The sequence below is a fragment of the Kosakonia sp. 1610 genome (assembly GCF_050435845.1).
GTDB classification, from domain to species: domain Bacteria; phylum Pseudomonadota; class Gammaproteobacteria; order Enterobacterales; family Enterobacteriaceae; genus Kosakonia; species Kosakonia cowanii.
Window position 1 is genome coordinate 500614 of the sequence record NZ_JBNDKZ010000003.1, and the last position, 24915, is coordinate 525528.

The window sequence follows — 24915 nt, forward strand, 5'->3', positions numbered from 1 at the left end:
ACGCATAATAACGATGGCGATGAAAAAGTTGCTCATAGCGTCGCTGCTGTTTAGCAGCGCCACCGTATACGGTGCTGAGGGGTTCGTAGTGAAGGATATTCATTTCGAAGGCCTACAGCGTGTCGCCGTTGGTGCGGCCCTCCTCAGTATGCCAGTACGTCCAGGCGATACGGTGAATGATGAAGACATCAGTAACACCATTCGCGCACTGTTTGCCACTGGCAACTTTGAGGATGTTCGTGTCCTGCGTGATGGCGATACCCTTCTCGTTCAGGTGAAAGAACGCCCGACAATCGCCAGCATCACCTTCTCCGGCAACAAGTCGGTAAAAGATGACATGCTGAAACAGAACCTTGAGGCTTCTGGCGTGCGTGTTGGCGAATCACTGGATCGCACCACCCTCTCCGATATTGAAAAAGGGCTGGAAGATTTCTACTACAGCGTCGGTAAATACAGCGCCAGCGTAAAAGCTGTCGTCACGCCGCTGCCGCGTAACCGCGTCGATCTTAAGCTGGTCTTCCAGGAAGGCGTCTCCGCGCAGATCCAGCAGATCAACATCGTCGGTAACCACGCGTTTTCGACCGAACAGCTGATCTCTAACTTCCAGCTGCGCGATGAAGTGCCATGGTGGAACGTGGTCGGCGATCGTAAATACCAGAAGCAGAAGCTGGCGGGCGATCTTGAAACCCTGCGCAGCTACTACCTGGATCGCGGTTATGCCCGTTTCAACATTGATTCGACGCAGGTCAGCCTGACGCCGGACAAAAAAGGTATCTACATTACCGTTAACGTCACCGAAGGCGATCAGTACAAGCTTTCTGGCGTGCAGGTTGCCGGCAATCTGGCGGGCCACTCAGCGGAAATTGAAGGCCTGACCAAAATTCAGCCGGGCGAGCTCTACAACGGCACCAAAGTGACCAAAATGGAAGACGATATTAAAAAGCTTCTGGGTCGTTATGGTTATGCCTATCCGCGCGTACAGTCTCAGCCTGAGATTAATGACGCCGATAAGACCGTTAAGCTGCATATCAACGTCGATGCGGGTAACCGTTTCTACGTGCGTAAGATCCGCTTTGAAGGCAATGACACCTCAAAAGATACCGTTCTGCGTCGCGAAATGCGCCAGATGGAAGGGGCATGGCTCGGCAGCGATCTGGTCGATCAGGGGAAAGAGCGTCTGAACCGTCTCGGCTACTTTGAAACCGTCGATAGCGAAACGCAGCGTGTTCCGGGCAGCCCGGATCAGGTTGATGTGGTCTACAAAGTCAAAGAGCGTAACACCGGTAGCTTCAACTTTGGTGTCGGTTACGGCACGGAAAGCGGCGTCAGCTTCCAGGTCGGCGTGCAGCAGGATAACTGGTTAGGTACCGGTTACTCTGTCGGCATCAGCGGCACCAAGAACGACTACCAGACCTACTCGGAACTCTCGGTTACCAACCCGTACTTCACGGTTGATGGTGTGAGCCTCGGCGGTCGTCTGTTCTACAACGACTTTAAAGCGGACGACGCGGACCTCTCATCCTACACCAACAAAAGTTATGGTCTGGATGGCACGCTCGGGTTCCCGATCAACGAATACAACACGCTGCGCACCGGCTTAGGCTACGTGCACAACAGCCTGTCGAAGATGCAGCCGCAGATCGCCATGTGGCGTTATCTCGATTCTGTGGGGCAGAATGCCAGCACCAAAGATGACAGCAACGGCTACTCGGCGGATGATTTTACCTTCAACTATGGCTGGACGTATAACAACCTTGACCGCGGTTACTTCCCGACGAAAGGTTCACGCGTCAACCTGAACGGTAAAGTGACGATTCCGGGCTCCGATAACGAGTTCTACAAAGTCACTGTCGATACCGCGTCCTACTTCCCGATTGACGACGATCACAAATGGGTGGTTCTGGGTCGTACACGTTGGGGCTATGGCGACGGTATCGGTAGCAAAGAAATGCCGTTCTATGAGAACTTCTATGCAGGTGGTTCCAGCACCGTGCGCGGCTTCCAGTCCAATAACATTGGTCCGAAAGCGGTCTACTACGGCGGCAGCGGTCTGGAAAACTGTAACACTACCACGTCGAAATTCTGTAAGTCTGACGATGCGGTGGGCGGTAACGCAATGGGTGTTGTCAGCGCCGAGCTGATCACGCCAACGCCGTTTATCAGCGAGAAGTATGCTAACTCTGTACGTACCTCCTTCTTCTGGGATGCGGGCAGCGTATGGGATACGAACTGGCAAAATACCGCGGAGATGAAAGCGCTGGGTATTCCGGATTATAGCGATCCGAGCAATATCCGCATGTCTGCCGGTATCGCACTACAATGGATGTCCCCATTGGGGCCGTTGGTCTTCTCCTACGCCCAGCCGTTTAAAAAGTACGATGGAGACAAAGCGGAGCAGTTCCAGTTTAACATCGGTAAAACCTGGTAACGCCGCACTGCAAAGGAATGCGCAAGCAGTGTAGTGATGGCTGCGGCTTCGAAGAAGCCCAGCCTCGCAAAGAGCTGTACCTCCGGGTACAAACGGGATGGTAAGGAGTTAATTGTGAAAAAGTTGTTATTAGCTGCAGGTTTAAGTCTGGCAATGGCCGCGTCGGCTCAAGCTGCTGACAAAATTGCGATTGTTGATATGGGTAACCTGTTACAGCAGGTCGCACAGACTTCCGGCGTTTCTCAGACCATGAAAAACGAATTCGGCGGCCGTGCCAACGAACTGCAGAGCATGGAGTCCGACCTGCAAGCAAAAGCACAGCGTTTGCAGCGCGACGGTTCTACCATGAAAGCGAGCGAACGCAGCAAACTGGAAAAAGATATCACTTCCGGTCGCCAGGCATTCGCTCAGAAAGCGCAGGCTTTTGAGCAGGATCAGGCTCGCCGCTCTAACGAAGAGCGCGGCAAGCTGGTCACCCGCATCCAGTCCGCAGTGAAGAAAGTCGCTGCCGATCAGGGTGTGGATCTGGTTATCCCTGCCAATGCCGTTATTTACAACAGCAATGATGTGAAAGACATCACCGCTGATGTACTGAAACAGGTTAAATAAGTAATGCCTTCAATTCGACTCGCTGATTTAGCTCAGCAGTTGGATGCAGAATTACACGGTGATGGCGATATCGTCATCACCGGCGTTGCGTCCATGCAATCTGCCGAAGCAGGTCATATCACTTTCATGGTAAATCCTAAATACCGTGAACACCTGGCCGCATGCCAGGCCTCTGCCGTTGTAATGACGCAGGACGATCTTCCTTTTGCCCACAGCGCCGCACTGGTCGTGAAGAACCCTTATCTGACCTACGCGCGTATGGCACAAATTCTTGATACCACGCCGCAGCCTGCCCAGAACATCGCGCCTGGCGCCGTTATCGATCCGACCGCGACGCTGGGCAGCAATGTCTCTATCGGCGCGAATGCGGTGATTGAATCCGGGGTGACCCTCGGCGACAACGTCGTGATCGGCCCTGGCTGCTTCGTGGGGAAAAATACGAAAATTGGCGCAGGATCGCGTCTTTGGGCCAACGTATCTATTTACCATGAGATTGAGATCGGTGAGAACTGCCTGATTCAATCGGGGACGGTAATAGGTTCGGATGGCTTTGGTTATGCTAACGATCGCGGAAATTGGGTGAAAATCCCGCAACTTGGTCGCGTAATCATCGGCAACAATGTCGAGATTGGCGCATGTACCACCATCGACCGCGGCGCGCTTGATGACACCCGTATCGGTAACGGCGTAATTATCGATAACCAGTGTCAGATTGCACATAACGTTGTGATTGGCGACAATACCGCCGTTGCCGGTGGCGTCATCATGGCAGGCAGCCTGAAAATTGGCCGTTACTGCATGATTGGCGGAGCCAGCGTAATCAACGGGCATATGGAAATTTGCGACAAGGTTACGGTAACGGGGATGGGTATGGTGATGCGTCCTATCACTGAGCCAGGCATTTATTCTTCCGGCATTCCGTTACAACCCAATAAAACGTGGCGAAAAACCGCAGCCCTGGTGATGAATATCGACGAGATGAGTAAGCGTTTGAAAGCTGTCGAACGCAAGATAAATCAACAAGACGAGTAATTCATTCACCTGACGCTTGTACACAAAAGCGTTCGGGTTAACAGAAAAAGCGACAAAACGCCTCTGCAACTCGACGCATAAAGTGTATATACTCCCCGGCCTGTTGGCATTCTCAGGAATGTCGCGGGCCGTGTTATTATTGCTTTTTTGTATATTTAGACAGGAAGAGTATTTTGACTACTGACACTCATACTCTGCACATTGAAGAGATCCTGGAGCTTCTGCCGCACCGCTACCCGTTCTTACTGGTAGATCGTGTGCTGGATTTTGAAGAGGGTCGTTTTCTGCGCGCAGTCAAAAATGTTACGGTAAACGAACCGTTTTTCCAGGGCCACTTCCCTGGCAAACCGATTTTCCCGGGCGTGCTGATCCTCGAAGCAATGGCGCAGGCAACCGGTATTCTGGCGTTTAAAAGCGTTGGTAAACTGGAACCGGGTGAGCTGTACTACTTCGCCGGCATCGACGAAGCGCGCTTTAAGCGCCCCGTTGTGCCTGGTGATCAGATGATCATGGAAGTCACTTTCGAGAAAACGCGCCGTGGCGTGACCCGCTTTAAAGGGGTTGCTATGGTTGACGGTAAAGTTGTTTGTGAAGCTACTATGATGTGTGCACGTAGCCGGGAGGCCTGATACGTGATTGATAAAACCGCCTTTATTCATCCTACCGCCATTGTTGAAGAGGGTGCCGTCATTGGCGCCAACGTTCATATTGGCCCGTTTTGTATTGTGGGACCTCACGTCGAAATCGGCGAAGGGACCGTACTGAAATCTCACGTTGTTGTTAACGGCCACACCAAAATCGGTCGTGATAACGAGATTTATCAGTTCGCCTCCATCGGTGAAGTAAACCAGGATCTGAAATATGCTGGTGAACCGACCCGCGTGGAAATTGGCGATCGCAACCGCATTCGCGAAAGCGTCACCATCCATCGTGGCACAGTACAGGACGCTGGACTGACGAAGGTGGGCAGCGATAACTTACTGATGATCAACTCGCACGTTGCGCATGACTGCATTATCGGTAACCGCTGCATCCTCGCGAATAATGCAACGCTGGGCGGCCACGTCACAATCGGTGATTTTGCGATCATCGGTGGCATGACGGCAGTTCACCAGTTCTGCATTATTGGCGAGCACGTGATGGTTGGCGGCTGCTCCGGCGTCGCGCAGGACGTACCGCCTTATGTCATTGCTCAGGGCAACCATGCCACGCCGTATGGCGTGAACATCGAAGGCCTGAAACGCCGTGGCTTCAGCCGCGAAGCGCTGGTGGCTATCCGTAACGCGTACAAATTGCTCTATCGCAGCGGTAAAACGCTCGACGAAGCAAAACCGGAGATTGCCGAGCTTGCCGCGAAGCACCCGGAAGTTGATGCGTTTATGCAGTTTTTTGAGCGCTCGACGCGTGGCCTGATCCGTTAATGGTCGACAAGCGTCCGCTTACGATAGCCCTTGTCGCCGGAGAAACCTCCGGCGATATTCTTGGTGCCGGTCTTATCCGCGCACTGAGAGCGCGCGTGCCCAACGCCCGTTTTGTTGGCGTTGCCGGCCCGCGTATGCAGGCTGAAGGGTGTGAAGCCTGGTATGAGATGGAAGAGCTGGCGGTGATGGGGATCGTCGAAGTGCTTGGCCGTCTGCGTCGCCTGCTGCATATCCGCGCTGATTTGACCCGTCGATTCAGCGAGCTGCAACCCGATGTGTTTGTCGGGATTGATGCGCCGGACTTTAACATTACCCTTGAGGGTAATTTAAAAAAACGCGGCATCAAAACGATTCACTACGTCAGCCCGTCTGTCTGGGCGTGGCGACAAAAGCGCGTTTTCAAAATTGGTAAAGCGACCGATCTGGTATTGGCGTTTCTCCCTTTCGAAAAAGCGTTTTACGACCGGTTTAATGTTCCATGCCGCTTTATCGGGCACACCATGGCCGATGCCATGCCGCTCGATCCCGATAAAAATGCGGCGCGCGCGCACCTGGGGATTAGCCCGCAGGCGCGCTGCCTGGCGCTGCTGCCCGGCAGCCGTGGTGCAGAAGTCGAGATGCTCAGCGCCGACTTTTTGCGTACCGCGCAGCTGCTGCGTGAGCGCTACCCGGAGCTGGAAGTCGTGGTTCCACTGGTCAATGCGAAACGCCGCGAGCAGTTTGAGCAGATCAAAGCGCAAGTTGCGCCGGATTTGACGGTGCACCTGCTTGATGGCCAGGCGCGGGAAGCGATGATCGCGTCCGATGCCGCGCTGCTTGCCTCTGGCACCGCGGCGCTGGAGTGCATGCTGGCGAAATGCCCGATGGTGGTCGGCTATCGTATGAAGCCCTTCACCTTTTGGCTGGCGAAACGGCTGGTGAAAACGCCTTATGTTTCGCTGCCGAACCTGCTCGCCGGGCGCGAAGTGGTTAAAGAGCTGTTGCAGGAAGAGTGCCAGCCGCAGGCGTTGGCTGCCGCACTGGAACCGCTGCTGGCGAACAGTGAAACCCGCCATGAAATGCATGATCTGTTTCGCGAGCTGCATCAGCGCATCCGCTGTAATGCCGATGAACAGGCAGCGGACGCGGTACTGGAGTTAGCAAAATGATTGAGTTTGTTTATCCGCACACGCATCTTGTTGCGGGTGTGGATGAAGTAGGGCGCGGCCCGCTGGTCGGCGCGGTTGTGACGGCGGCGGTGATCCTCGATCCCGCTCGGCCAATTGTGGGTCTCAACGACTCAAAAAAACTCTCCGAAAAACGCCGTTTGTCGCTCTTTGATGAGATTAAAGAGAAAGCGCTGGCCTGGAGTCTTGGCCGCGCGGAGCCGCACGAAATCGATGAGCTTAATATTCTGCACGCCACGATGCTGGCGATGCAGCGCGCTGTCGCCGGGCTTGCTATCACGCCGGAGTACGTGCTGATTGACGGCAACCGTTGCCCGGCGCTTGCCATGCCCTCGATGGCGGTGGTGAAAGGCGACAGCCGCGTGGCGGAAATCAGCGCGGCGTCGATTATCGCCAAAGTCACGCGCGATGCCGAAATGGCCGCGCTGGATGCGATCTTCCCGCAGTATGGCTTTGCACAACATAAAGGCTATCCCACGGCTTTTCATCTGGAAAAGCTGACGGAGCATGGCGCAACCGAGCATCACCGACGCAGCTTTGCGCCGGTCAGGCGCGCGTTGGGCGTCGTCTCCTGACTCTTAAGAACGTGAAACTACAGGCTGGAATTGAATAATGGCTGAACCACGTTTCGTACACCTGCGGGTGCATAGCGACTACTCCATGATTGACGGGCTGGCGAAAACCGGGCCGCTGGTGAAGAAGGCGGCCGCCCTTGGCTCGCCCGCGCTGGCGATCACCGATTTCACCAACCTCTGCGGTCTGGTGAAGTTCTACGGAACGGCGCACGGTGCCGGGATCAAGCCCATCGTCGGCGCTGACTTCCACGTGCAGTGCGATCTGATTGGTGACGAGCTGACGCAGCTTACCGTCCTTGCCGCCAACAATACCGGCTACCAGAACCTGACGCTGCTGATTTCGCGCGCTTATCAGCGCGGCTACGGCGCGGCGGGACCCTATATCGATCGCGACTGGCTAATTGAGCTTAACGAAGGGCTGATCCTGCTTTCCGGCGCGCGAATGGGCGACGTCGGCAAAAGCCTGCTGCGCGGCAACAGCGCGCTGGTGGAGCAGTGCCTCGATTTCTATAAAACCCATTTCCCGGATCGCTACTATCTGGAGCTGATCCGCACCGGTCGTCAGGACGAAGAGAACTACCTGCACGCGGCGGTCGCGCTGGCAGAAGCGCAGGGGGTGCCGGTTGTCGCCACCAACGATGTCCGCTTCCTCGAAGAGGGCGACTTTGACGCCCATGAAATTCGTGTCGCCATCCACGACGGCTTTACCCTCGACGATCCCAAACGCCCGCGTAACTACTCGCCGCAGCAATATATGCGCAACGAAGAGGAGATGTGCGAACTCTTCTCCGATATTCCGGAAGCGCTGGAAAACAGCGTCGAAATTGCTAAACGCTGTAACGTCACCGTGCGCCTCGGCGAGTACTTCCTGCCGCAGTTCCCGACCGGGGATATGACCACTGAAGATTTCCTGGTCGTGAAATCGAAAGAGGGGCTGGAAGAGCGACTCGAATTCCTCTTCCCCGATCCGGCAGTGCGCGCCGAGAAACGCCCGCCTTACGACGAGCGCCTCGACATTGAGCTCCAGGTTATCAACCAGATGGGCTTCCCGGGCTACTTCCTGATCGTTATGGAGTTTATCCAGTGGTCGAAAGATAACGGCGTGCCCGTTGGGCCTGGACGTGGTTCCGGTGCCGGGTCGCTGGTCGCCTATGCGCTGAAGATCACCGATCTTGACCCGCTGGAGTTTGACCTGCTGTTCGAACGTTTCCTTAACCCGGAACGTGTCTCGATGCCCGACTTCGACGTCGACTTCTGCATGGAGAAACGTGACCAGGTGATCGAGCACGTGGCGGATATGTATGGCCGCGACGCGGTGTCGCAGATCATCACCTTTGGTACCATGGCGGCGAAAGCGGTTATCCGCGACGTTGGCCGTGTGCTGGGCCACCCCTATGGCTTTGTCGACCGTATCTCCAAGCTGGTGCCGCCCGATCCGGGCATGACGCTGGCAAAAGCGTTTGAAGCGGAACCGCAGCTGCCGGAGATCTACGAAGCTGATGAAGAGGTGCGGGCGCTGATCGACATGGCGCGCAAGCTGGAAGGGGTGACGCGTAACGCCGGTAAACACGCCGGTGGTGTGGTGATCGCGCCAACTAAAATTACCGACTTTGCACCGCTTTACTGCGATGAAGCCGGGCAGCATCCGGTTACCCAGTTTGATAAGAACGATGTGGAATACGCGGGCCTGGTGAAGTTCGACTTCCTCGGCCTGCGTACGCTCACCATCATCAACTGGGCGCTGGAGATGATCAACGCCCGGCGCGAGAAGCAGGGCGAGCCGCCGCTGGATATCGCCGCCATCCCGCTTGAAGACAAGAAGAGCTTCGACATGCTGCAACGCTCGGAGACCACGGCGGTCTTCCAGCTTGAATCCCGCGGCATGAAGGATCTGATTAAGCGTCTGCAGCCGGACTGCTTCGAAGATATGATCGCACTGGTGGCGCTGTTCCGCCCGGGCCCGCTGCAGTCGGGCATGGTAGATAACTTTATCGACCGTAAGCACGGGCGCGAAGCGATCTCCTACCCGGACGTGCAGTGGCAGCACGAGAGCCTGAAGCCGGTGCTGGAGCCGACCTACGGCATTATCCTGTATCAGGAACAGGTAATGCAGATCGCCCAGGTGCTCTCCGGTTACACCCTCGGCGGCGCGGATATGCTGCGTCGTGCGATGGGTAAGAAGAAGCCGGAAGAGATGGCCAAACAGCGCTCCATTTTTGAAGATGGCGCGAAGAAAAACGGCATCGATGGCGAACTGGCGATAAAAATTTTCGACCTGGTGGAGAAATTCGCCGGGTATGGATTTAACAAATCGCACTCCGCCGCCTATGCTTTGGTTTCCTACCAGACCCTGTGGCTGAAAGCGCACTATCCGGCCGAGTTTATGGCGGCGGTAATGACTGCCGATATGGACAACACCGAGAAAGTGGTCGGGTTGGTGGATGAGTGCTGGCGCATGGGGCTGAAGATCCTGCCGCCGGACATTAACTCCGGGCTCTACCACTTCCACGTCAACGACGACGGCGAGATCGTCTACGGCATCGGCGCGATTAAAGGCGTGGGCGAAGGGCCGATTGAAGCGATTATCGAAGCGCGTAACAACGGCGGTTACTTCCGCGAGCTGTTCGATCTCTGTGCGCGTACCGATATCAAAAAGCTCAATCGCCGGGTGCTGGAAAAGTTGATTATGTCCGGGGCGTTCGACCGCCTTGGCCCGCATCGCGCGGCGCTGATGAACTCGCTGGGCGATGCGCTGAAAGCCGCCGATCAGCACGCGAAAGCGGAAGCGATCGGCCAGGCGGATATGTTCGGTGTGCTGGCGGAAGAGCCGGAGCAGATTGAGCAATCCTACGCCAGCTGCCAGCCGTGGCCGGAGCAGGTTCAGCTTGAGGGCGAGCGGGAGACGTTGGGGCTTTACCTGACGGGACACCCGATCAACCAGTATTTAAAAGAGATAGAGCGCTATGTCGGAGGCTACAGGCTGAAAGACATGCATCCGACCGAACGTGGGAAGGTCACCACGGCGGCCGGGCTCGTCATTGCTGCGCGGGTTATGGTCACCAAGCGCGGCAATCGTATCGGCATCTGTACGTTGGATGACCGTTCCGGGCGTCTTGAAGTGATGTTGTTCACTGACGCGCTGGATAAATACCAGCAGTTGCTGGAAAAAGACCGCATACTCATCGTCAGCGGACAGGTCAGCTTTGATGACTTCAGCGGTGGGCTTAAAATGACCGCCCGTGAAGTCATGGACATTGACGAGGCCCGTGAAAAATATGCCCGCGGGCTTGCTATATCGCTGACGGACAGGCAAATTGATGACCAGCTTTTAAACCGACTCCGTCAGTCTCTGGAACCCCACCGTTCGGGAACCATTCCAGTACATCTCTATTACCAGAGGGCGGATGCGCGCGCGCGGTTACGCTTCGGCGCAACCTGGCGTGTCTCTCCGAGCGATCGTTTACTTAACGATCTGCGTGGCCTCATTGGTTCGGAGCAGGTGGAACTGGAGTTTGACTAATACAGGAATACTATGAGTCTGAATTTCCTTGATTTCGAACAGCCGATTGCTGAGCTGGAAGCGAAAATCGATTCTCTGACCGCCGTTGGCCGTCAGGATGAAAAACTGGATATTAACATCGACGAAGAGGTGCATCGTCTACGTGAAAAGAGCGTAGAGCTGACACGTAAAATCTTTGCCGATCTCGGTGCCTGGCAGGTTGCGCAGTTAGCCCGCCATCCGCTGCGTCCATACACCCTGGATTATGTTCGCCTGGCGTTCGACGAATTTGACGAGCTGGCCGGCGACCGCGCCTATGCTGACGATAAAGCTATCGTTGGCGGCATCGCGCGTCTGGATGGTCGCCCGGTGATGATCATTGGTCATCAGAAAGGCCGTGAAACGAAAGAGAAGATTCGCCGCAACTTCGGTATGCCAGCGCCGGAAGGGTATCGTAAAGCGCTGCGTCTGATGGAGATGGCGGAACGCTTTAACATGCCGATCATCACCTTCATCGACACGCCGGGTGCGTATCCGGGCGTGGGCGCGGAAGAGCGCGGCCAGTCTGAAGCGATTGCCCGCAACCTGCGTGAAATGTCTCGCCTGAGCGTGCCGGTTATCTGCACCGTGATTGGCGAAGGCGGCTCCGGCGGCGCGCTGGCCATTGGCGTTGGCGACAAGGTCAATATGCTGCAGTACAGCACCTACTCGGTGATCTCCCCGGAAGGTTGCGCCTCGATCCTGTGGAAAAGCGCGGACAAAGCACCGCTGGCAGCTGATGCAATGGGCATCATCGCACCGCGTCTGAAAGAGCTGAAACTGATCGACTCTATCATTCCGGAACCGCTGGGTGGCGCGCACCGCAACCCGGAAGCGATTGCCGCTTCGCTGAAAGCGCAGCTGCTGGCAGATCTCGCCGATCTGGAAGGGCTGAGCAAAGACGATCTGCGCAACCGCCGTTACCAGCGTCTGATGAGCTACGGCTACGCCTGATAGCGAAACGCTGTGTAAAGCGCGATAATGAGCCGCACCCTGGGTGCGGCTTTTTTTATACCTGCTGTTTACCTCAACTATGCTTAGCTAAAGTTTTTAACGGAGGTAGTTGTGAATATTATTGCCATCATGGGACCCCATGGCGTTTTCTACAAAGATGAGCCGATTAAGGAGCTGGAACAGGCCTTACAGGCGCAGGGTTTTCAGATCATCTGGCCGAGAAACAGCACCGACTTACTGAAATTTATTGAACACAACCCCCGCATCTGCGGCGTGATCTTTGACTGGGACGAGTACAACCTCGACCTGTGCTGCGAGATCAACCAGCTTAACGAATACCTCCCGCTCTACGGTTTTATCAACACTCACTCGACGATGGATGTCAGCGCCCAGGATATGCGTATGGCGCTGTGGTTCTTCGAATATGCGTTGAGCGTGGCGGATGATATTGCGACGCGCATCGCGCAATACACCAAAGAGTACCTGGAAAACATTACCCCGCCCTTTACCCGGGCGCTGTTTACCTACGTTAAAGAGGGGAAGTACACCTTCTGTACGCCAGGGCATATGGCGGGCACCGCTTATCAGAAAAGCCCGGTCGGCTGTCTCTTCTATGACTTCTTCGGCGGCAATACGCTGAAAGCGGATGTCTCGATCTCGGTGACGGAGCTCGGATCGCTGCTCGATCACACCGGCCCGCATCTTGAGGCGGAGGAGTATATCGCTCGTACCTTTGGTGCCGAGCAGAGCTATATGGTGACGAACGGCACCTCCACCTCAAATAAGATTGTCGGCATGTACGCCGCACCAACCGGCAGCACGCTGCTTATTGACCGTAACTGCCACAAATCCCTGGCTCACCTGCTGATGATGAGCGATGTCACGCCGCTGTGGCTGAAACCGGGGCGCAACGCGCTGGGCATTCTTGGCGGCATTCCGCGCCGTGAATTTGCCTCAGCCAGCATTGAGCAGAAGATCGTTGCCACGCCGGGCGCAAGCTGGCCGGTGCATGCGGTGATCACCAACTCCACCTATGATGGCCTGCTCTACAACACCGACTGGATCAAGAAGACGCTGGATGTGCCGTCGATTCACTTCGACTCCGCCTGGGTTCCCTATACCAACTTCCATCCGATCTACGCCGGGAAAAGCGGTATGAGCGGCGATCGCGTGCCGGGAAAAGTCTTCTATGAAACTCAGTCGACGCACAAAATGTTGGCCGCCTTCTCGCAGGCGTCGCTGATTCATATCAAAGGTGAATATGACGAAGATGCTTTTAACGAAGCCTTTATGATGCATACCACCACCTCGCCAAGTTACCCGCTGGTCGCCTCCATCGAAACGGCGGCGGCGATGCTGCGCGGCAACCCCGGCAAGCGGCTGATTAACCGCTCCGTGGAGCGCGCGCTCCACTTCCGCAAAGAGGTTCAACGGCTGAAAGAGGAGGCCGATGGCTGGTTCTTTGATATCTGGCAGCCGGAAGAGATTGATGAAGCGGAGTGCTGGCCGGTGGCACCCGGTGCGGATTGGCACGGTTTTCGTGAAGCCGATGAGGATCATATGTTCCTCGATCCGGTGAAGGTAACGATCCTGACGCCGGGTATGGATGAGGTCGGCAATATGGGCGACGAAGGGATCCCGGCAGCGTTGGTGGCGAAGTTCCTTGATGAGCGCGGCGTAGTGGTGGAGAAAACCGGGCCCTATAATCTGCTGTTTCTCTTCAGTATCGGTATTGATAAAACGCGGGCGATGGGCCTGCTGCGCGGCCTGATGGAGTTTAAGCGCGCCTATGATCTCAACCTGCGGGTGCGCAATATGCTGCCGGATCTCTACGCAGAAGATCCCGACTTCTACCGCAATATGCGCATTCAGGATCTGGCGCAGGGGATCCATAAGCTGATCCGCCAGCACGATCTGCCGCGCCTGATGTTGCAGGCCTTCGACGTGTTGCCGGAGATGAAACTGACGCCGCATCAGGCGTGGCAGCGACAGGTACGTGGGGATGTCGAAACGGTGGCGCTGGAAGCGTTAATCGGACGTGTTTCCGCCAATATGATCCTGCCTTATCCGCCGGGCGTGCCGCTGGTGATGCCGGGCGAGATGATCACCGAGCAGAGCCGGGCAGTGCTCGATTTCCTGCTGATGCTCTGTGCCATTGGCCGCCACTATCCGGGATTCGAAACGGATATTCACGGTGCAAAACGGGACGAAGAGGGGTGTTATTACGTCAGAGTCCTAAAAACGCGCTGAATGGTTGCGGGCGTTTCGCGGCGGGCGTAACGTTCTGGCATCAAAAAAAGGAGAGATTATGCTGGGTTTAAAACAGGTTCACCATATCGCCATCATTGCGACGGATTATGCGAAGAGCAAAGCCTTCTACTGCGACATCCTCGGTTTTACGCTGCTCAGTGAAGTCTATCGCGAAGCGCGCGACTCATGGAAAGGCGATCTGGCGCTTAACGGGCAGTACGTTATCGAGCTTTTCTCCTTTCCGTTCCCGCCCGCGCGCCCCAGCCGGCCGGAAGCCTGCGGGCTACGCCACCTGGCGTTCAGCGTCGATGATATTGACCAGGCAGTTGCCCATCTCACTGCCCAGGGCGTGGCGTGTGAAGAGATCCGCATCGACCCCTGCACCGATAAACGCTTCACCTTTTTTAACGATCCCGACGGCCTGCCGCTGGAGCTTTACCAGCAGTAAGGCTTGCCACTTCTGTGAATGCCCGGTAACGTGCCGGGCATTGTTCCCGTGTTAACACTCACTATGACCACGCCACTGCTTCTCTCGTTGCCAACCGAATCACGCCAGTTTCTGGTGGCGTTCAGCGGCGGATTAGACTCCACCGTTTTGCTGCATCAACTGCGGCTCTGGCGTGAAGATCACCCCGATGTGCAGCTGCGCGCAATTCATGTGCATCACGGTTTAAGCCCGAATGCCGATCGCTGGGCAGCGCACTGCACCTCGCTGTGTGAGAGCTGGCAGATCCCGCTATTAACCGTTCGCGTCACGCTGGTGGATGAGGGGAAGGGGATTGAGGCGCAGGCGCGTACCGCGCGCTATCAGGCATTTCGCGAAGCCCTGCTGCCGGGTGAGGTGCTTGTCACCGCGCAGCATCTTGACGATCAAGCTGAAACGGTGCTGTTAGCGCTTAAACGCGGTAGCGGGCCTGCCGGGCTGGCTGCGATGCCGCAGAGCCTGCCGTTTGGCGATACGCAGCTGATCCGCCCGTTGCTCAACCAGAGCCGGGCGTCCCTTGAGCAGTGGGCGCGCGATCACCATCTCAACTGGATCGAGGATGAGAGCAACGCTGACACGCGCTTCGATCGCAACTTCCTGCGCAAGGCAATTCTTCCTCTGTTAAACGCCCGCTGGCCGCACTTTGCCGATGCGGCAGCGCGCAGTGCCGCGCTGTGCGGCGAACAGGAACAGTTACTCGATGAACTGCTGGCAGAGTCGTTATCAACAGTGACCACCGCAGAGGGGGCGCTGACGATTGCGCCTCTCGCCGCTTATAGCGATGCGCGGCGGCGAGCGCTTTTACGCCGCTGGCTGGCGCAGCGCGGGGCGATGATGCCTTCGCGGGCGATGCTCGATCGCCTGTGGCAGGAGGTGGCGCTCGCCCGGGAAGATGCGGTGCCGTGCCTGCGCGTTGGTGACGATGAGGTGCGGCGCTATCAGGGGTGTTTATGGTGGGTGAAACGCACCGCGCATCCGCGTGATGCCGAACTTGCATGGCCTGCGCCTTTCGCCACGCTCACTTTACCGCAGGGATTGGGAGCCCTGTCGTTGCTCTCCGGCGGTGAGTTACGCGCGCCCGCTGTCGATGAAGCGGTTTCAGTGCGCTTTCAGGCGTCCGGCCTGATCCACATTGTGGGTCGGCACGGCGGGCGTAAGCTGAAAAAAATCTGGCAGGAGCTGGGCGTTCCCCCCTGGCAGCGCGATGCTACGCCGCTGCTCTTTTATGGCGATACACTGATTGCGGCGGCCGATCGGTTTGTAACGCAGGAAGGGATAAAAGAGGCAGGGCAGACGGGCGTGCGTCTGGTGTGGCAAAGATAGCGGGCAGCGACGCTGCCCGCACTGTTCAGGACTCGCTCACCACTACGGTGCCGATTTCGGGATGGCTGAAGCTGGCGATTCTGTCCAGACGCAGTTCTCGGGTCTCCCCGGCGGCGTCAATCACCAGATACTCAACGTTTTTACGTAACAGCAGATCGTTCGCTTTGGCGCTGAGTACCTCGCCATCTTTCATTTCCAGCTTCAATAAAAGATGATGCTGGCAGGCGAGTTCAAGATTGTCATAATCATCACAATTGATGGGTTGATAGGCATCATTTATTGACATAATCGCTCACCAGTAAGTTCGCGGCAGCATAAGCTGCCTTATCCCTGACCGACTCTGAAAGGGTGTCATCCGACGCCATTTCATTCAAGACCTTCAATACGCACCCCAGCGCGTCCGGGATATACCCTACATCTCCGCTGGCGATTTCCGCATAACGTTTGCGCACTAGCTCACAATAATTATCCACATCACCTCCTGCCAGTCTCCCGGCTTTACTGTGAGATAACACTAAGCCTACGAAGTTAACCTCTGTTTAGCAAGGTGACTATACCATAGCTTGTTTACCATTATCAGAGTGATGAATAACGCTCGCGGCAAGAGATAACAGCGCTTTATGCTTATTTTCGCTACAATGGCGGCCATTTTATGAAGGAGGATGTAATGGCGTTAAAAGCGACAATTTATAAGGCGACGGTGAATGTAGCCGACATGGATCGGAACCAGTTTTTAGATGCCGCCCTGACGCTGGCCCGTCATCCTTCCGAAACGCAGGAGCGCATGATGCTGCGCCTGCTGGCCTGGATAAAGTATGCCGACGAGCGGTTGCAGTTTACGCGCGGGCTGAGCGCTGATGATGAGCCGGAAGCGTGGCTGCGCAACGACTACCTCGGGATCGATCTGTGGATTGAGCTTGGCCTGCCTGATGAAAAGCGGCTGAAGAAGGCGTGCAACCAGGCAAAAGAGGTGGCGCTCTTTACCTATAACTCACGGGCGGCGAACATCTGGTGGCAGCAAAACCAGGCGCGCTGCGCAACCTTCAGCAATTTAAGTATCTGGTATCTGGATGACGCACAGCTGGCAGCGCTCAGCGCATTTGCCGACGATCGCACCATGAATCTGCAGGCGACGCTGCAGGATGGCGCAATCTGGCTCTCTGATGCCACGCAAAATGTGGAGTTCCATTTTGAAACCTGGCAGCAACCATGATTGAGATCTCCCGCTCCGTCTCCCTGCCTGAGGATGAGCTGGATATCACCGCCGTGCGCTCGCAGGGCGCGGGCGGGCAGCACGTCAACAAAAGCTCAACCGCTATTCATCTGCGTTTTGACATTCGCGCCTCCAGCCTGCCAGAGTATTACAAGGCGCGCCTGCTGGAGGTGTCGCACCATTTGATAAGCCAGGATGGCTGGATCGTCATCAAAGCGCAGGAGTATCGCAGCCAGGAGATGAATCGCGAAGCGGCGATAGCCCGCCTGGTGGCGTTGATTAAAGAGTTAACCGTAGTGCAGAAAAGCCGCCGGGCCACGCGCCCGACCCGTGCCTCGAAAGAGCGGCGGTTATCGACGAAATCACAAAAGTCGACGGTCAAATCTCTGCGCGGCAAAGTCCGTCGCCATGACGGCGGATAAACAGAAAGAGAACGAGCATAAGGAAACGAGTGTGAACAGAGCGATTTTAGCCGTTGCGGCAGGGTGTACCCTCTTTGCCCTTTTCGGCTGTAATAACCGTAACGAGACCGAGATGGTGCAGCCGACCCAGGTCGAAGAGCTGAAACCGATGCAGCAGAGCTGGCGCGGTGTGTTGCCCTGCGCAGATTGTGAAGGTATTGAAACCTCGCTGTTTCTGCAAAAAGATGGCAGTTGGGTAATGAACCAGCGTTACCAGGGCGGGAAAGCGCCATCGGTATTCGGCACCTATGGCAACTGGGCGCGCACGGCGGATAAATTAGTCCTTACCGATAGCCAGGGCGACAAAACCTATTTCCGTGCGAAGGGGGAAGCGCTGGAGATGCTGGATCAGGAGGGTAACCCGATTGAGTCGTCGCTCAACTACACCCTGCAGCCGGTAAAAGCGCCACTGCCAACCACGCCAATGGCGATGCGCGGTATGTATAAATATATGGCGGATGCGGCGGTCTTTACCGATTGCGCGACCGGAAAAGAGGTGGCGGTTGCCAGCAATGCGCAGCTTGAGCGTGATTATGCGGCGGCGCGCGGCACGGAGCTGAAACCGATTCTGCTGGTGGTGGAGGGGCATTTTGCGCTGGAGCCGAACCCGGATACCGGTGCGGCGCAGAAAGTGCTGGTGACCAATAACAAAGGCAAATTCAGCGCGGATAAAGGCTGCGATGAGTAGTCTCTGACAGCATAAAAAAAGCCCCGTTTAACGGGGCTTTTTTATTGGCTTAGCCTTTGATGGCTTTTACCAGGTAATCCAGCACATCGCCGGTTTTAATCATCTGCTTCTCGCCGCTGCGACGATATTTGTATTCGATATCGTCATTGTCGAGGTTGCGATCGCCGATCACCACGGTGTGCGGAATACCGATCAGTTCCATATCAGCAAACATCACGCCCGGGCGCTCTTTACGGTCGTCCATCAGCACTTCAATACCCTGCGCGCGCAGATCGGCATAGAGTTTTTCTGCCAGCTCCTGCACACGGTAGGACTTGTGCATATTCATCGGCAGAATGGCAACCTGGAACGGAGCAATTGCATCCGGCCAGATGATGCCGCGATCGTCGTGGTTCTGCTCAATGGCAGCCGCGACAACGCGCGTCACGCCGATACCGTAACAGCCCATGGTCAGGATCTGGTTGCGGCCATCTTCACCCTGTACGGCGGCGTTCAGCGCCTCAGAGTATTTGGTGCCGAGCTGGAAGATATGACCCACTTCGATACCGCGTTTGATCAGCAGGGTGCCTTTGCCATCCGGGCTTGGATCGCCTGCTACCACGTTGCGGATGTCCGCCACTTCCGGCGTCGCCACGTCGCGATCCCAGTTGATGCCAAAGTAGTGTTTGCCATCAATGTTCGCGCCAGCTGAGAAGTCGCTCATCGCGGCAACGGTACGGTCAATTACTACCGGGATCGGCAGGTTAACCGGGCCGAGCGAGCCCGGGCCAGCGTTGACCAGCGCGCGGATCTCTTCTTCGGTGGCGAAGGTCAGCGGGCTGGCAACCTGCGGCAGTTTTTCCGCTTTCACTTCGTTCAGTTCGTGATCGCCACGCACCAGCAGCGCAATCAGCGGCGCGCTGGCACCCTCTTCGGCTTTCACCAGCAGGGTTTTAACGGTCTTCTCAATCGGCAGATTGAACTGCTCAACCAGCTCGGCGATGGTCTTCGCATTTGGCGTATCGACCAGCGTCATCTCCTGCGTGGCAGCCGCGCGCGGCGCTTTCGGTGCCAGCGCTTCGGCAAACTCAATGTTGGCTGCGAAATCGGAGGAGTCAGAGAAGATCACATCATCTTCGCCGCTCTGCGCCAGCACCTGGAACTCATGGGATGCGCTACCGCCGATGGAGCCGGTGTCTGCCTGCACCGCGCGGAAATCGAGGTCCATGCGGCTGAAGATTTTGCTGTACGCGGCGTACATCGCGTCATAGGTCTCTTGCAGCGACTCCTGAGAGGTATGGAAAGAGTAAGCATCTTTCATCAGGAACTCGCGCGAGCGCATCACGCCGAAACGCGGGCGCACTTCATCGCGGAACTTGGTCTGGATCTGGAAGAAGTTCAGCGGCAGCTGTTTGTAGGAGTTCAGCTCGTTACGGATCAGATCGGTGATCACCTCTTCGTGGGTCGGGCCGAGCACGAACGGGCGCTCGCCGCGATCGACAAAACGCAGCAGTTCCGGACCGTACTGCTCCCAGCGACCGCTCTCTTGCCACAGGTCGGCTGGCTGCACGACCGGCATGGACACCTCAATCGCACCGGCGTTGTTCATCTCTTCACGCACGATGTTTTCGACTTTTTTCAGGACGCGCAGACCGGTCGGCAACCAGGTGTACAACCCGGAGGCCAGTTTGCGGATCATCCCGGCGCGCAGCATCAGCTGGTGGCTGATCACTTCGGCGTCGGCAGGCGTCTCTTTCAGAGTAGAGAGCAAGTATTGGCTAGTACGCATGTTGTTACGGTTCCATTTGGACAATTGGAGCAGGCCGGAGGCGGCCTGACACAAAAAAGTGGTTTAGTTTATCAGCCCGGCAGAGATGCCAAAAGAGAGGGGCTCAAAATTAGCGTGGTTCAAGGGCAAACACTTCAAAACCGCCGTCGACAACGCGCCAGCGGACATTCACATCATGCAGCCAGACGGCGTAGGTTTTCCCCGGCTCCTCCTCTTTGCGGTAGGCCGGGCGCGGATCCTGCGACAGCACCTCCTGCACAAACGCGGCAAAGTGCGGATAGCGTTTCTCCAGCAGGGCGAGCGACGGTGCAAGCTCAGCTGTAAAGGTCACAGCGACAGTCGCGGCGGGGGCGTGCTGCGCATAGCTTGCCTGCGCATCGGGCAGCGCTTCTGCAAAGGGGAGGTAGGGTTTGATATCAACCACCGGCGTGCCATCGACCAGGTCAAGACTACCGAGTTGCAGGATCAGCTGATCTTTATGGCAGCGGATGCCCTTCAGTTCGACCAGCGACATACCGATCGGGTTGGGGCGGAACGTCGAGCGGGTGGCAAACACGCCCATGCGGGCATTGCCGCCGAGGCGCGGAGGCCGCACCGTTGGGCGCCAGCCGCCTTCCATCGTCTGATGAAAAACAAACAGCACCCACAGGTGGCTGAACGCCTCCAGGCCGCGAACCGCATCGGGCTGGTTGTAGGGCGCCAGCAAGTGAAGTTCGCCACCGCCGTGTTTCACCAGGCCAGGCTGGCGCGGGACAGCGAACTTCTCTTTGTAGGGTGAGCGAATAACGCCGATTTGCTCGAAAGCAAAATGACTCATTTGGCCGAGATATTCAGTGCTGAGCCGACACAGATCGCCTGGCGGTAGCAGCCTGGCGTGCCGCTGGTGACTTCGCAGTTATGCAGCAGAACGGCATTCGCTTTGGCTTTTTTCGAGGCGTTGATCTGCAGGCGTTTACGGGCGGTAGGGATGTTCGGCGGTGAATCCTGGTTGCTGGCCTGGCATGATTCGCCGGTCACTTCACCGAGATCGCGGAACGGCTTGCCGACCAGCTCTTCTGCGTTGGTAATGATGCGAACGGGAGCGGCGCGTGCGACTTTCGCTTTTTGCGGCTCTGCTTTGGGTTCCGCTGCGTTGTTCTGCACGGGTTCGACAGGTGATCTGCTTAGCAACGAACAGCCGCTCAGCGTGAGTGCTAATAGACAGATCGGGAAAGCACGCATAAAAGTATCCTCACAAAAATTTTCTTAACGCCGTATTGAAACAAGGGCGTGCACAAATGACAAGGCGGGCTTTCGCCCGCCCTGAATGATATTACAGACTGATGAGATTACCAGCCTTTCACCGCGCCGCCGTTAAAGACTTTGTTGGCGGCCTCGCTGACTTCGTCAGAGTGGAACGCCTGCACAAATTTCTTCACGTTTTCCGCGTCTTTATTATCTTCACGCGCGACGATCAGGTTCACGTACGGAGAGTTTTTGTCTTCAACAAAGATGCCGTCTTTTTCCGGGGTCAGGCCAATCTGGCTGGCATAAGTGGTGTTGATCACCGCCAGCGCAATCTGCGCATCGTCCAGTGAGCGCGGCAGCTGCGGGGCTTCCAGCTCAACAATCTTCAGGTTTTTCGGGTTTTCAGTAACGTCCAGCACCGTCGGCATCAGTCCAACGCCATCTTTCAGTTTGATCAGACCCTCTTTCTGCAGCAGCAGCAGGGCACGGCCAAGGTTGGTCGGATCGTTAGGAACGGCAACCTGAGAACCATCCTGCAGCTCGGAGATCGCTTTGATTTTTTTAGAGTAGCCAGCGATCGGATAGACAAAGCTGTTGCCGACCGGCACCAGTTTGAAGCCGCGATCTTTGATCTGCTGATCGAGGTACGGTTTATGCTGGAAGGCATTAACGTCGATATCGCCTTTGCTCAGTGCTTCGTTCGGCAGCACGTAGTCGTTAAAGGTGACCAGCTCAACATCGAGGCCATACTTCTCTTTTGCTACTTTCTGCGCCACTTCCGCAACTTGCTGCTCAGCACCAACAATCACACCGACTTTGATGTGATTCGGATCTTTTTCATCCGGGCCGCAGCCAACCAGCGCCAGAGAGCCGATCAGCGTGCCAACGGCGGCAAAGGTCTTGAAGTTAAAAGCCATCAGTTATTCCTTACTGTCAGAGTCGTTATGTTGTGTAACGTTATTTGTGCGTCACAGCCTGGACGATACGATCGCCCGCGAATTGAATTAAGTAAACCAAAACCACAAGCAATACTAAAACCGTGTTCATTACTAATGGGTTATAGGTGACATAGCCGTACTGAATACCTAACTGGCCAAGACCACCCGCGCCCACGGCACCACCCATCGCCGAGTAACCGACCAGCGTGATAAGGGTAATGGTGGCAGCATTGATCAGCCCCGGCAGCGCTTCCGGCAGCAATACCTTACGGATGATCTGCATCGGCGTAGCGCCCATTGCGCGAGACGCTTCAATCAAACCTGCCGGCAGTTCAAGCAGGGCATTCTCCACCATACGGGCGATAAACGGCGCTGCGCCAACGGTCAGCGGCACGATCACTGCGTAAAGGCCGATCGAGGTGCCAACGATGACGCGGGTAAAGGGGATCATCCACACCAGCAGAATAATGAAGGGGATAGAGCGGAAGATATTGACCGTGGCCGAAATCGCGCTATAGAGCGTGAGGTTCTGCATAATCTGGCCGGGACGGGTCACATAAAGTAATACGCCGAACGGCAGGCCGACGATAAAACCGAGCAGGCCGGAGGCAAAGGTCATAAACAACGTTTCCCAGATGCTGCGGGCGAACAGCCAAATCATTGCCTCAGACATAACCGAGTACCTCTACTTTTACATGGTGTTCTTGCAGCCAGGCGATGGCCGCCTGCGTATCCTGCGCGGTGCCGTGCATTTCGGTCAGCATAATGCCGAACTTCACGCCGCCGGCGTAATCCATCTGCGCGCTGATAATGTTGTTATTCACATTGAAACGACGGGCGGTTTCCGACAGCAGCGGCGCGTCGACCGACTGGCCGGTAAACTCCATGCGTAGCATCGGAACGCTATCCGCCTGCGGCTCAGGCTGCAAACGCTGTAGATAGTCTTCCGGGATGTCCAGATGCAGCGTCGACTGAATAAACTGCTGTGCCAGCGGCGTTTTCGGATGGGAGAAGACTTCGCTGACGGTATCCTGCTCAATCAATTCGCCATTGCTGATTACCGCCACGCAGTCGCAGATGCGCTTCACCACGTCCATCTCATGGGTGATCAACAGAATGGTCAGTCCCAGGCGACGGTTAATGTCTTTCAATAATTCAAGAATCGAACGGGTGGTCGCCGGGTCAAGGGCGCTGGTGGCTTCATCGCACAGCAGCACTTTTGGGTTGCTGGCTAACGCACGGGCAATGGCGACACGCTGTTTCTGCCCGCCGGAGAGGTTGGCCGGGTAGCTGTCGTGCTTATCGCCGAGGCCGACCAGATCGAGCAGCTCTTTAACGCGGCGGTTAATCTCTTCGCGCGGGGTGTTATCCAGCTCCAGCGGCAGCGCCACGTTGCCGAACACCGTGCGGGAAGCGAGCAGGTTGAAGTGCTGGAAGATCATGCCGATTTGGCGGCGCGCTTTGGTTAATTCCGCTTCAGAGAGCTGGGTCAGATCCTGACCGTCGACCAGCACGCTGCCTTGTGATGGGCGCTCAAGCAGGTTTACGCAGCGAATCAGCGTACTTTTCCCTGCGCCAGATGCGCCAATCACGCCATATATTTGGCCAGCAGGCACATGCAGACTGACGTTGTTTAACGCCTGAATTTTGCGGTTTCCCTGTTGGAACACCTTGGTGATATTCGAAAGTTTAATCATTAGATTATTTTTATCGTATAAGAGTGAGCCGTGGCATTTTGTTCTGCCGGTTACGGGAAATAGCCGTAAACAGAGCGGATGGTAAGGCATCCAGACGTCTAAATCAATGTCGCGCTGTTATGATGAGCACTTTCCTGCGTAGCGAAACATGAGATACTACAGCGCAACACGGCCTTTATCAGGAGTAAACCTTTGGCAACTTTAGTACCCGCTATTTTTCTCGATCGTGATGGCACGATTAACATCGATCACGGCTATGTTCATGAGATCGATAACTTCGAGTTTATCGATGGCGTCATTGATGCCATGCGTGAATTAAAAGCGATGGGCTATGCGCTGGTGCTCGTCACCAATCAGTCTGGTATTGCGCGTGGCTTATATAGTGAAGCGCAATTTGAAACGCTGACCGAATGGATGGACTGGTCTCTCGCCGATCGCGATGTCGATTTTGATGGTATCTACTATTGCCCGCATCATCCTGAGGCGAGCGTAGAGGAGTATCGCCAGGAGTGCGATTGCCGTAAGCCGCAGCCGGGCATGCTGATCTCTGCGCGTGACTTCCTGAACATTGATATGGCCGCTTCTTATATAGTGGGCGACAAAATGGAAGATATGCAGGCGGGTGCGGCAGCGAACGTCGGCACGAAAGTGCTGGTGCGTACCGGTAAGCCAGTGACGCCAGAGGCGGAAAAAAGTGCAGATTGGGTGCTAAATAGCCTTGCGGAGCTGCCTGCAGCGATTAAAAAGCACCAAAAATAGCCGTTATGTTGAAAAGATGAGCGGTTGAAATAAAAATGCATTTTTCCGCTTGTCATTCCTCGTAGGCTCCCTATAATGCGCCTCCATCGACACGGCGCTAAGCAAACAACAGCTTGCAGCGACGTTAAGTCGGAAGAGAAAAAATCCTGAAATTCAGGGTTGACTCTGAAAGAGGAAAGCGTAATATACGCCACCTCGCGACAGAGCGCTGAAGCGCGTCGCAACTGCTCTTTAACAATTTATCAGACAATCTGTGTGGGCACTCAGGTGACATGGATTCTTAATGTCCTCGGACACTAAATGAATACCAAGTCTCACGGGTGAACACGTAATTCATTACGGTTTAATTCGATGAGCATCAAACTTTAAATTGAAGAGTTTGAT

At 55.8% G+C, this 24915-nt stretch carries 24 protein-coding genes; 16 read left to right on the forward strand and 8 right to left on the reverse strand.

All coding sequences use genetic code 11. The annotated features are described in order from the left end of the window. Positions 1-13: 13 nt before the first annotated feature. The 12 genes from bamA (at position 14) to tilS (ending at position 15780) form a co-directional block, all read left to right on the forward strand. Positions 14-2428 carry an outer membrane protein assembly factor BamA gene (bamA, locus tag ABIC80_RS12990; protein ID WP_263753235.1) on the forward strand — a complete coding sequence of 805 codons (2415 nt, stop codon included), beginning with the start codon at positions 14-16 and terminating at the stop codon, positions 2426-2428. Between the two features lie 114 nt (positions 2429-2542). Then, a complete protein-coding gene (skp, locus tag ABIC80_RS12995; RefSeq protein WP_023480303.1) occupies positions 2543-3037 on the forward strand; it encodes a molecular chaperone Skp in 495 nt (164 codons plus the stop codon). Positions 3038-3040: 3 nt separating this feature from the next. Next, positions 3041-4069, forward strand: coding sequence for a UDP-3-O-(3-hydroxymyristoyl)glucosamine N-acyltransferase (gene lpxD, locus ABIC80_RS13000; RefSeq protein WP_429177402.1), 1029 nt, complete (start codon positions 3041-3043; stop codon positions 4067-4069). A 173-nt stretch (positions 4070-4242) separates the two neighbouring features. After that, positions 4243-4698: a 3-hydroxyacyl-ACP dehydratase FabZ gene (gene fabZ / locus ABIC80_RS13005; protein ID WP_023480493.1), complete on the forward strand. Its 456-nt coding sequence runs from the start codon at positions 4243-4245 to the stop codon at positions 4696-4698. Positions 4699-4701: 3 nt separating this feature from the next. Further along, a complete protein-coding gene (lpxA, locus tag ABIC80_RS13010) occupies positions 4702-5490 on the forward strand; it encodes an acyl-ACP--UDP-N-acetylglucosamine O-acyltransferase (protein WP_054802825.1) in 789 nt (262 codons plus the stop codon). Next, the gene (lpxB, locus tag ABIC80_RS13015) at positions 5490-6638 is read left to right on the forward strand and encodes a lipid-A-disaccharide synthase (protein WP_076768869.1); all 1149 of its coding nucleotides are present in this window, start codon (positions 5490-5492) and stop codon (positions 6636-6638) included. Before lpxA ends, lpxB begins: the two co-directional genes overlap by 1 nt. After that, positions 6635-7231 carry a ribonuclease HII gene (rnhB, locus tag ABIC80_RS13020; RefSeq protein WP_042712004.1) on the forward strand — a complete coding sequence of 199 codons (597 nt, stop codon included), beginning with the start codon at positions 6635-6637 and terminating at the stop codon, positions 7229-7231. The genes lpxB and rnhB overlap by 4 nt, the downstream gene beginning before the upstream one ends. A 37-nt stretch (positions 7232-7268) precedes the next feature. Further along, positions 7269-10751 carry a DNA polymerase III subunit alpha gene (gene dnaE / locus ABIC80_RS13025; protein ID WP_094419397.1) on the forward strand — a complete coding sequence of 1161 codons (3483 nt, stop codon included), beginning with the start codon at positions 7269-7271 and terminating at the stop codon, positions 10749-10751. 12 nt (positions 10752-10763) lie between these two features. After that, positions 10764-11723, forward strand: a complete 960-nt coding sequence (gene accA / locus ABIC80_RS13030; protein WP_023480513.1) for an acetyl-CoA carboxylase carboxyl transferase subunit alpha — start codon at positions 10764-10766, stop codon at positions 11721-11723. A gap of 111 nt (positions 11724-11834) precedes the next feature. Then, on the forward strand, positions 11835-13973 hold the full coding sequence (locus tag ABIC80_RS13035; protein WP_054802827.1) for a lysine decarboxylase LdcC: 2139 nt from the start codon (positions 11835-11837) through the stop codon (positions 13971-13973). A 58-nt stretch (positions 13974-14031) separates the two neighbouring features. Next, complete coding sequence (locus ABIC80_RS13040) at positions 14032-14421, forward strand: VOC family protein (protein ID WP_042711996.1); 390 nt, start codon at positions 14032-14034, stop codon at positions 14419-14421. 18 nt (positions 14422-14439) lie between these two features. Further along, positions 14440-15780 carry a tRNA lysidine(34) synthetase TilS gene (tilS, locus tag ABIC80_RS13045; protein ID WP_429177404.1) on the forward strand — a complete coding sequence of 447 codons (1341 nt, stop codon included), beginning with the start codon at positions 14440-14442 and terminating at the stop codon, positions 15778-15780. 25 nt (positions 15781-15805) lie between these two features. On the opposite strand, the gene rof is transcribed toward tilS, so the two are convergent. Both rof and ABIC80_RS13055 read right to left on the reverse strand, forming a co-directional pair. Then, positions 15806-16066 carry a Rho-binding antiterminator gene (gene rof / locus ABIC80_RS13050; RefSeq protein WP_023480196.1) on the reverse strand — a complete coding sequence of 87 codons (261 nt, stop codon included), beginning with the start codon at positions 16064-16066 and terminating at the stop codon, positions 15806-15808. Then, positions 16053-16253 (reverse strand): YaeP family protein, encoded by a 201-nt coding sequence (locus tag ABIC80_RS13055; protein ID WP_023480353.1) that lies wholly within the window; start codon positions 16251-16253, stop codon positions 16053-16055. Before ABIC80_RS13055 ends, rof begins: the two co-directional genes overlap by 14 nt. 194 nt (positions 16254-16447) lie before the next feature. Between ABIC80_RS13055 and ABIC80_RS13060 the strand changes: the two genes are divergently transcribed. The 3 genes from ABIC80_RS13060 to nlpE are packed head-to-tail and all read left to right on the forward strand — an operon-like array spanning position 16448 to position 18142. Next, positions 16448-16993 (forward strand): YaeQ family protein, encoded by a 546-nt coding sequence (locus ABIC80_RS13060; protein WP_076768868.1) that lies wholly within the window; start codon positions 16448-16450, stop codon positions 16991-16993. Further along, positions 16990-17415, forward strand: a complete 426-nt coding sequence (gene arfB, locus ABIC80_RS13065) for an alternative ribosome rescue aminoacyl-tRNA hydrolase ArfB (protein WP_076768867.1) — start codon at positions 16990-16992, stop codon at positions 17413-17415. Before ABIC80_RS13060 ends, arfB begins: the two co-directional genes overlap by 4 nt. A 31-nt stretch (positions 17416-17446) precedes the next feature. After that, positions 17447-18142: an envelope stress response activation lipoprotein NlpE gene (gene nlpE, locus ABIC80_RS13070; protein WP_139567576.1), complete on the forward strand. Its 696-nt coding sequence runs from the start codon at positions 17447-17449 to the stop codon at positions 18140-18142. A 49-nt stretch (positions 18143-18191) separates the two neighbouring features. On the opposite strand, the gene proS is transcribed toward nlpE, so the two are convergent. The 6 genes from proS to metN form a co-directional block, all read right to left on the reverse strand. Next, positions 18192-19910, reverse strand: coding sequence for a proline--tRNA ligase (gene proS / locus ABIC80_RS13075; RefSeq protein ID WP_042713892.1), 1719 nt, complete (start codon positions 19908-19910; stop codon positions 18192-18194). Between the two features lie 109 nt (positions 19911-20019). Then, complete coding sequence (tsaA, locus tag ABIC80_RS13080) at positions 20020-20727, reverse strand: tRNA (N6-threonylcarbamoyladenosine(37)-N6)-methyltransferase TrmO (RefSeq protein ID WP_429177406.1); 708 nt, start codon at positions 20725-20727, stop codon at positions 20020-20022. Further along, entirely contained in the window at positions 20724-21131 is a 408-nt protein-coding gene (rcsF, locus tag ABIC80_RS13085) for an Rcs stress response system protein RcsF (protein WP_076768865.1), read from the reverse strand. Before rcsF ends, tsaA begins: the two co-directional genes overlap by 4 nt. A 107-nt stretch (positions 21132-21238) precedes the next feature. Then, the gene (locus ABIC80_RS13090) at positions 21239-22054 is read right to left on the reverse strand and encodes a MetQ/NlpA family lipoprotein (RefSeq protein ID WP_305206836.1); all 816 of its coding nucleotides are present in this window, start codon (positions 22052-22054) and stop codon (positions 21239-21241) included. Between the two features lie 40 nt (positions 22055-22094). After that, positions 22095-22748 (reverse strand): methionine ABC transporter permease MetI, encoded by a 654-nt coding sequence (metI, locus tag ABIC80_RS13095; RefSeq protein ID WP_187801388.1) that lies wholly within the window; start codon positions 22746-22748, stop codon positions 22095-22097. Continuing rightward, positions 22741-23772 carry a methionine ABC transporter ATP-binding protein MetN gene (metN, locus tag ABIC80_RS13100; RefSeq protein WP_023480497.1) on the reverse strand — a complete coding sequence of 344 codons (1032 nt, stop codon included), beginning with the start codon at positions 23770-23772 and terminating at the stop codon, positions 22741-22743. Before metN ends, metI begins: the two co-directional genes overlap by 8 nt. A gap of 192 nt (positions 23773-23964) precedes the next feature. Between metN and gmhB the strand changes: the two genes are divergently transcribed. Next, positions 23965-24531, forward strand: coding sequence for a D-glycero-beta-D-manno-heptose 1,7-bisphosphate 7-phosphatase (gmhB, locus tag ABIC80_RS13105; protein ID WP_076768864.1), 567 nt, complete (start codon positions 23965-23967; stop codon positions 24529-24531). Positions 24532-24915: the final 384 nt, after the last annotated feature.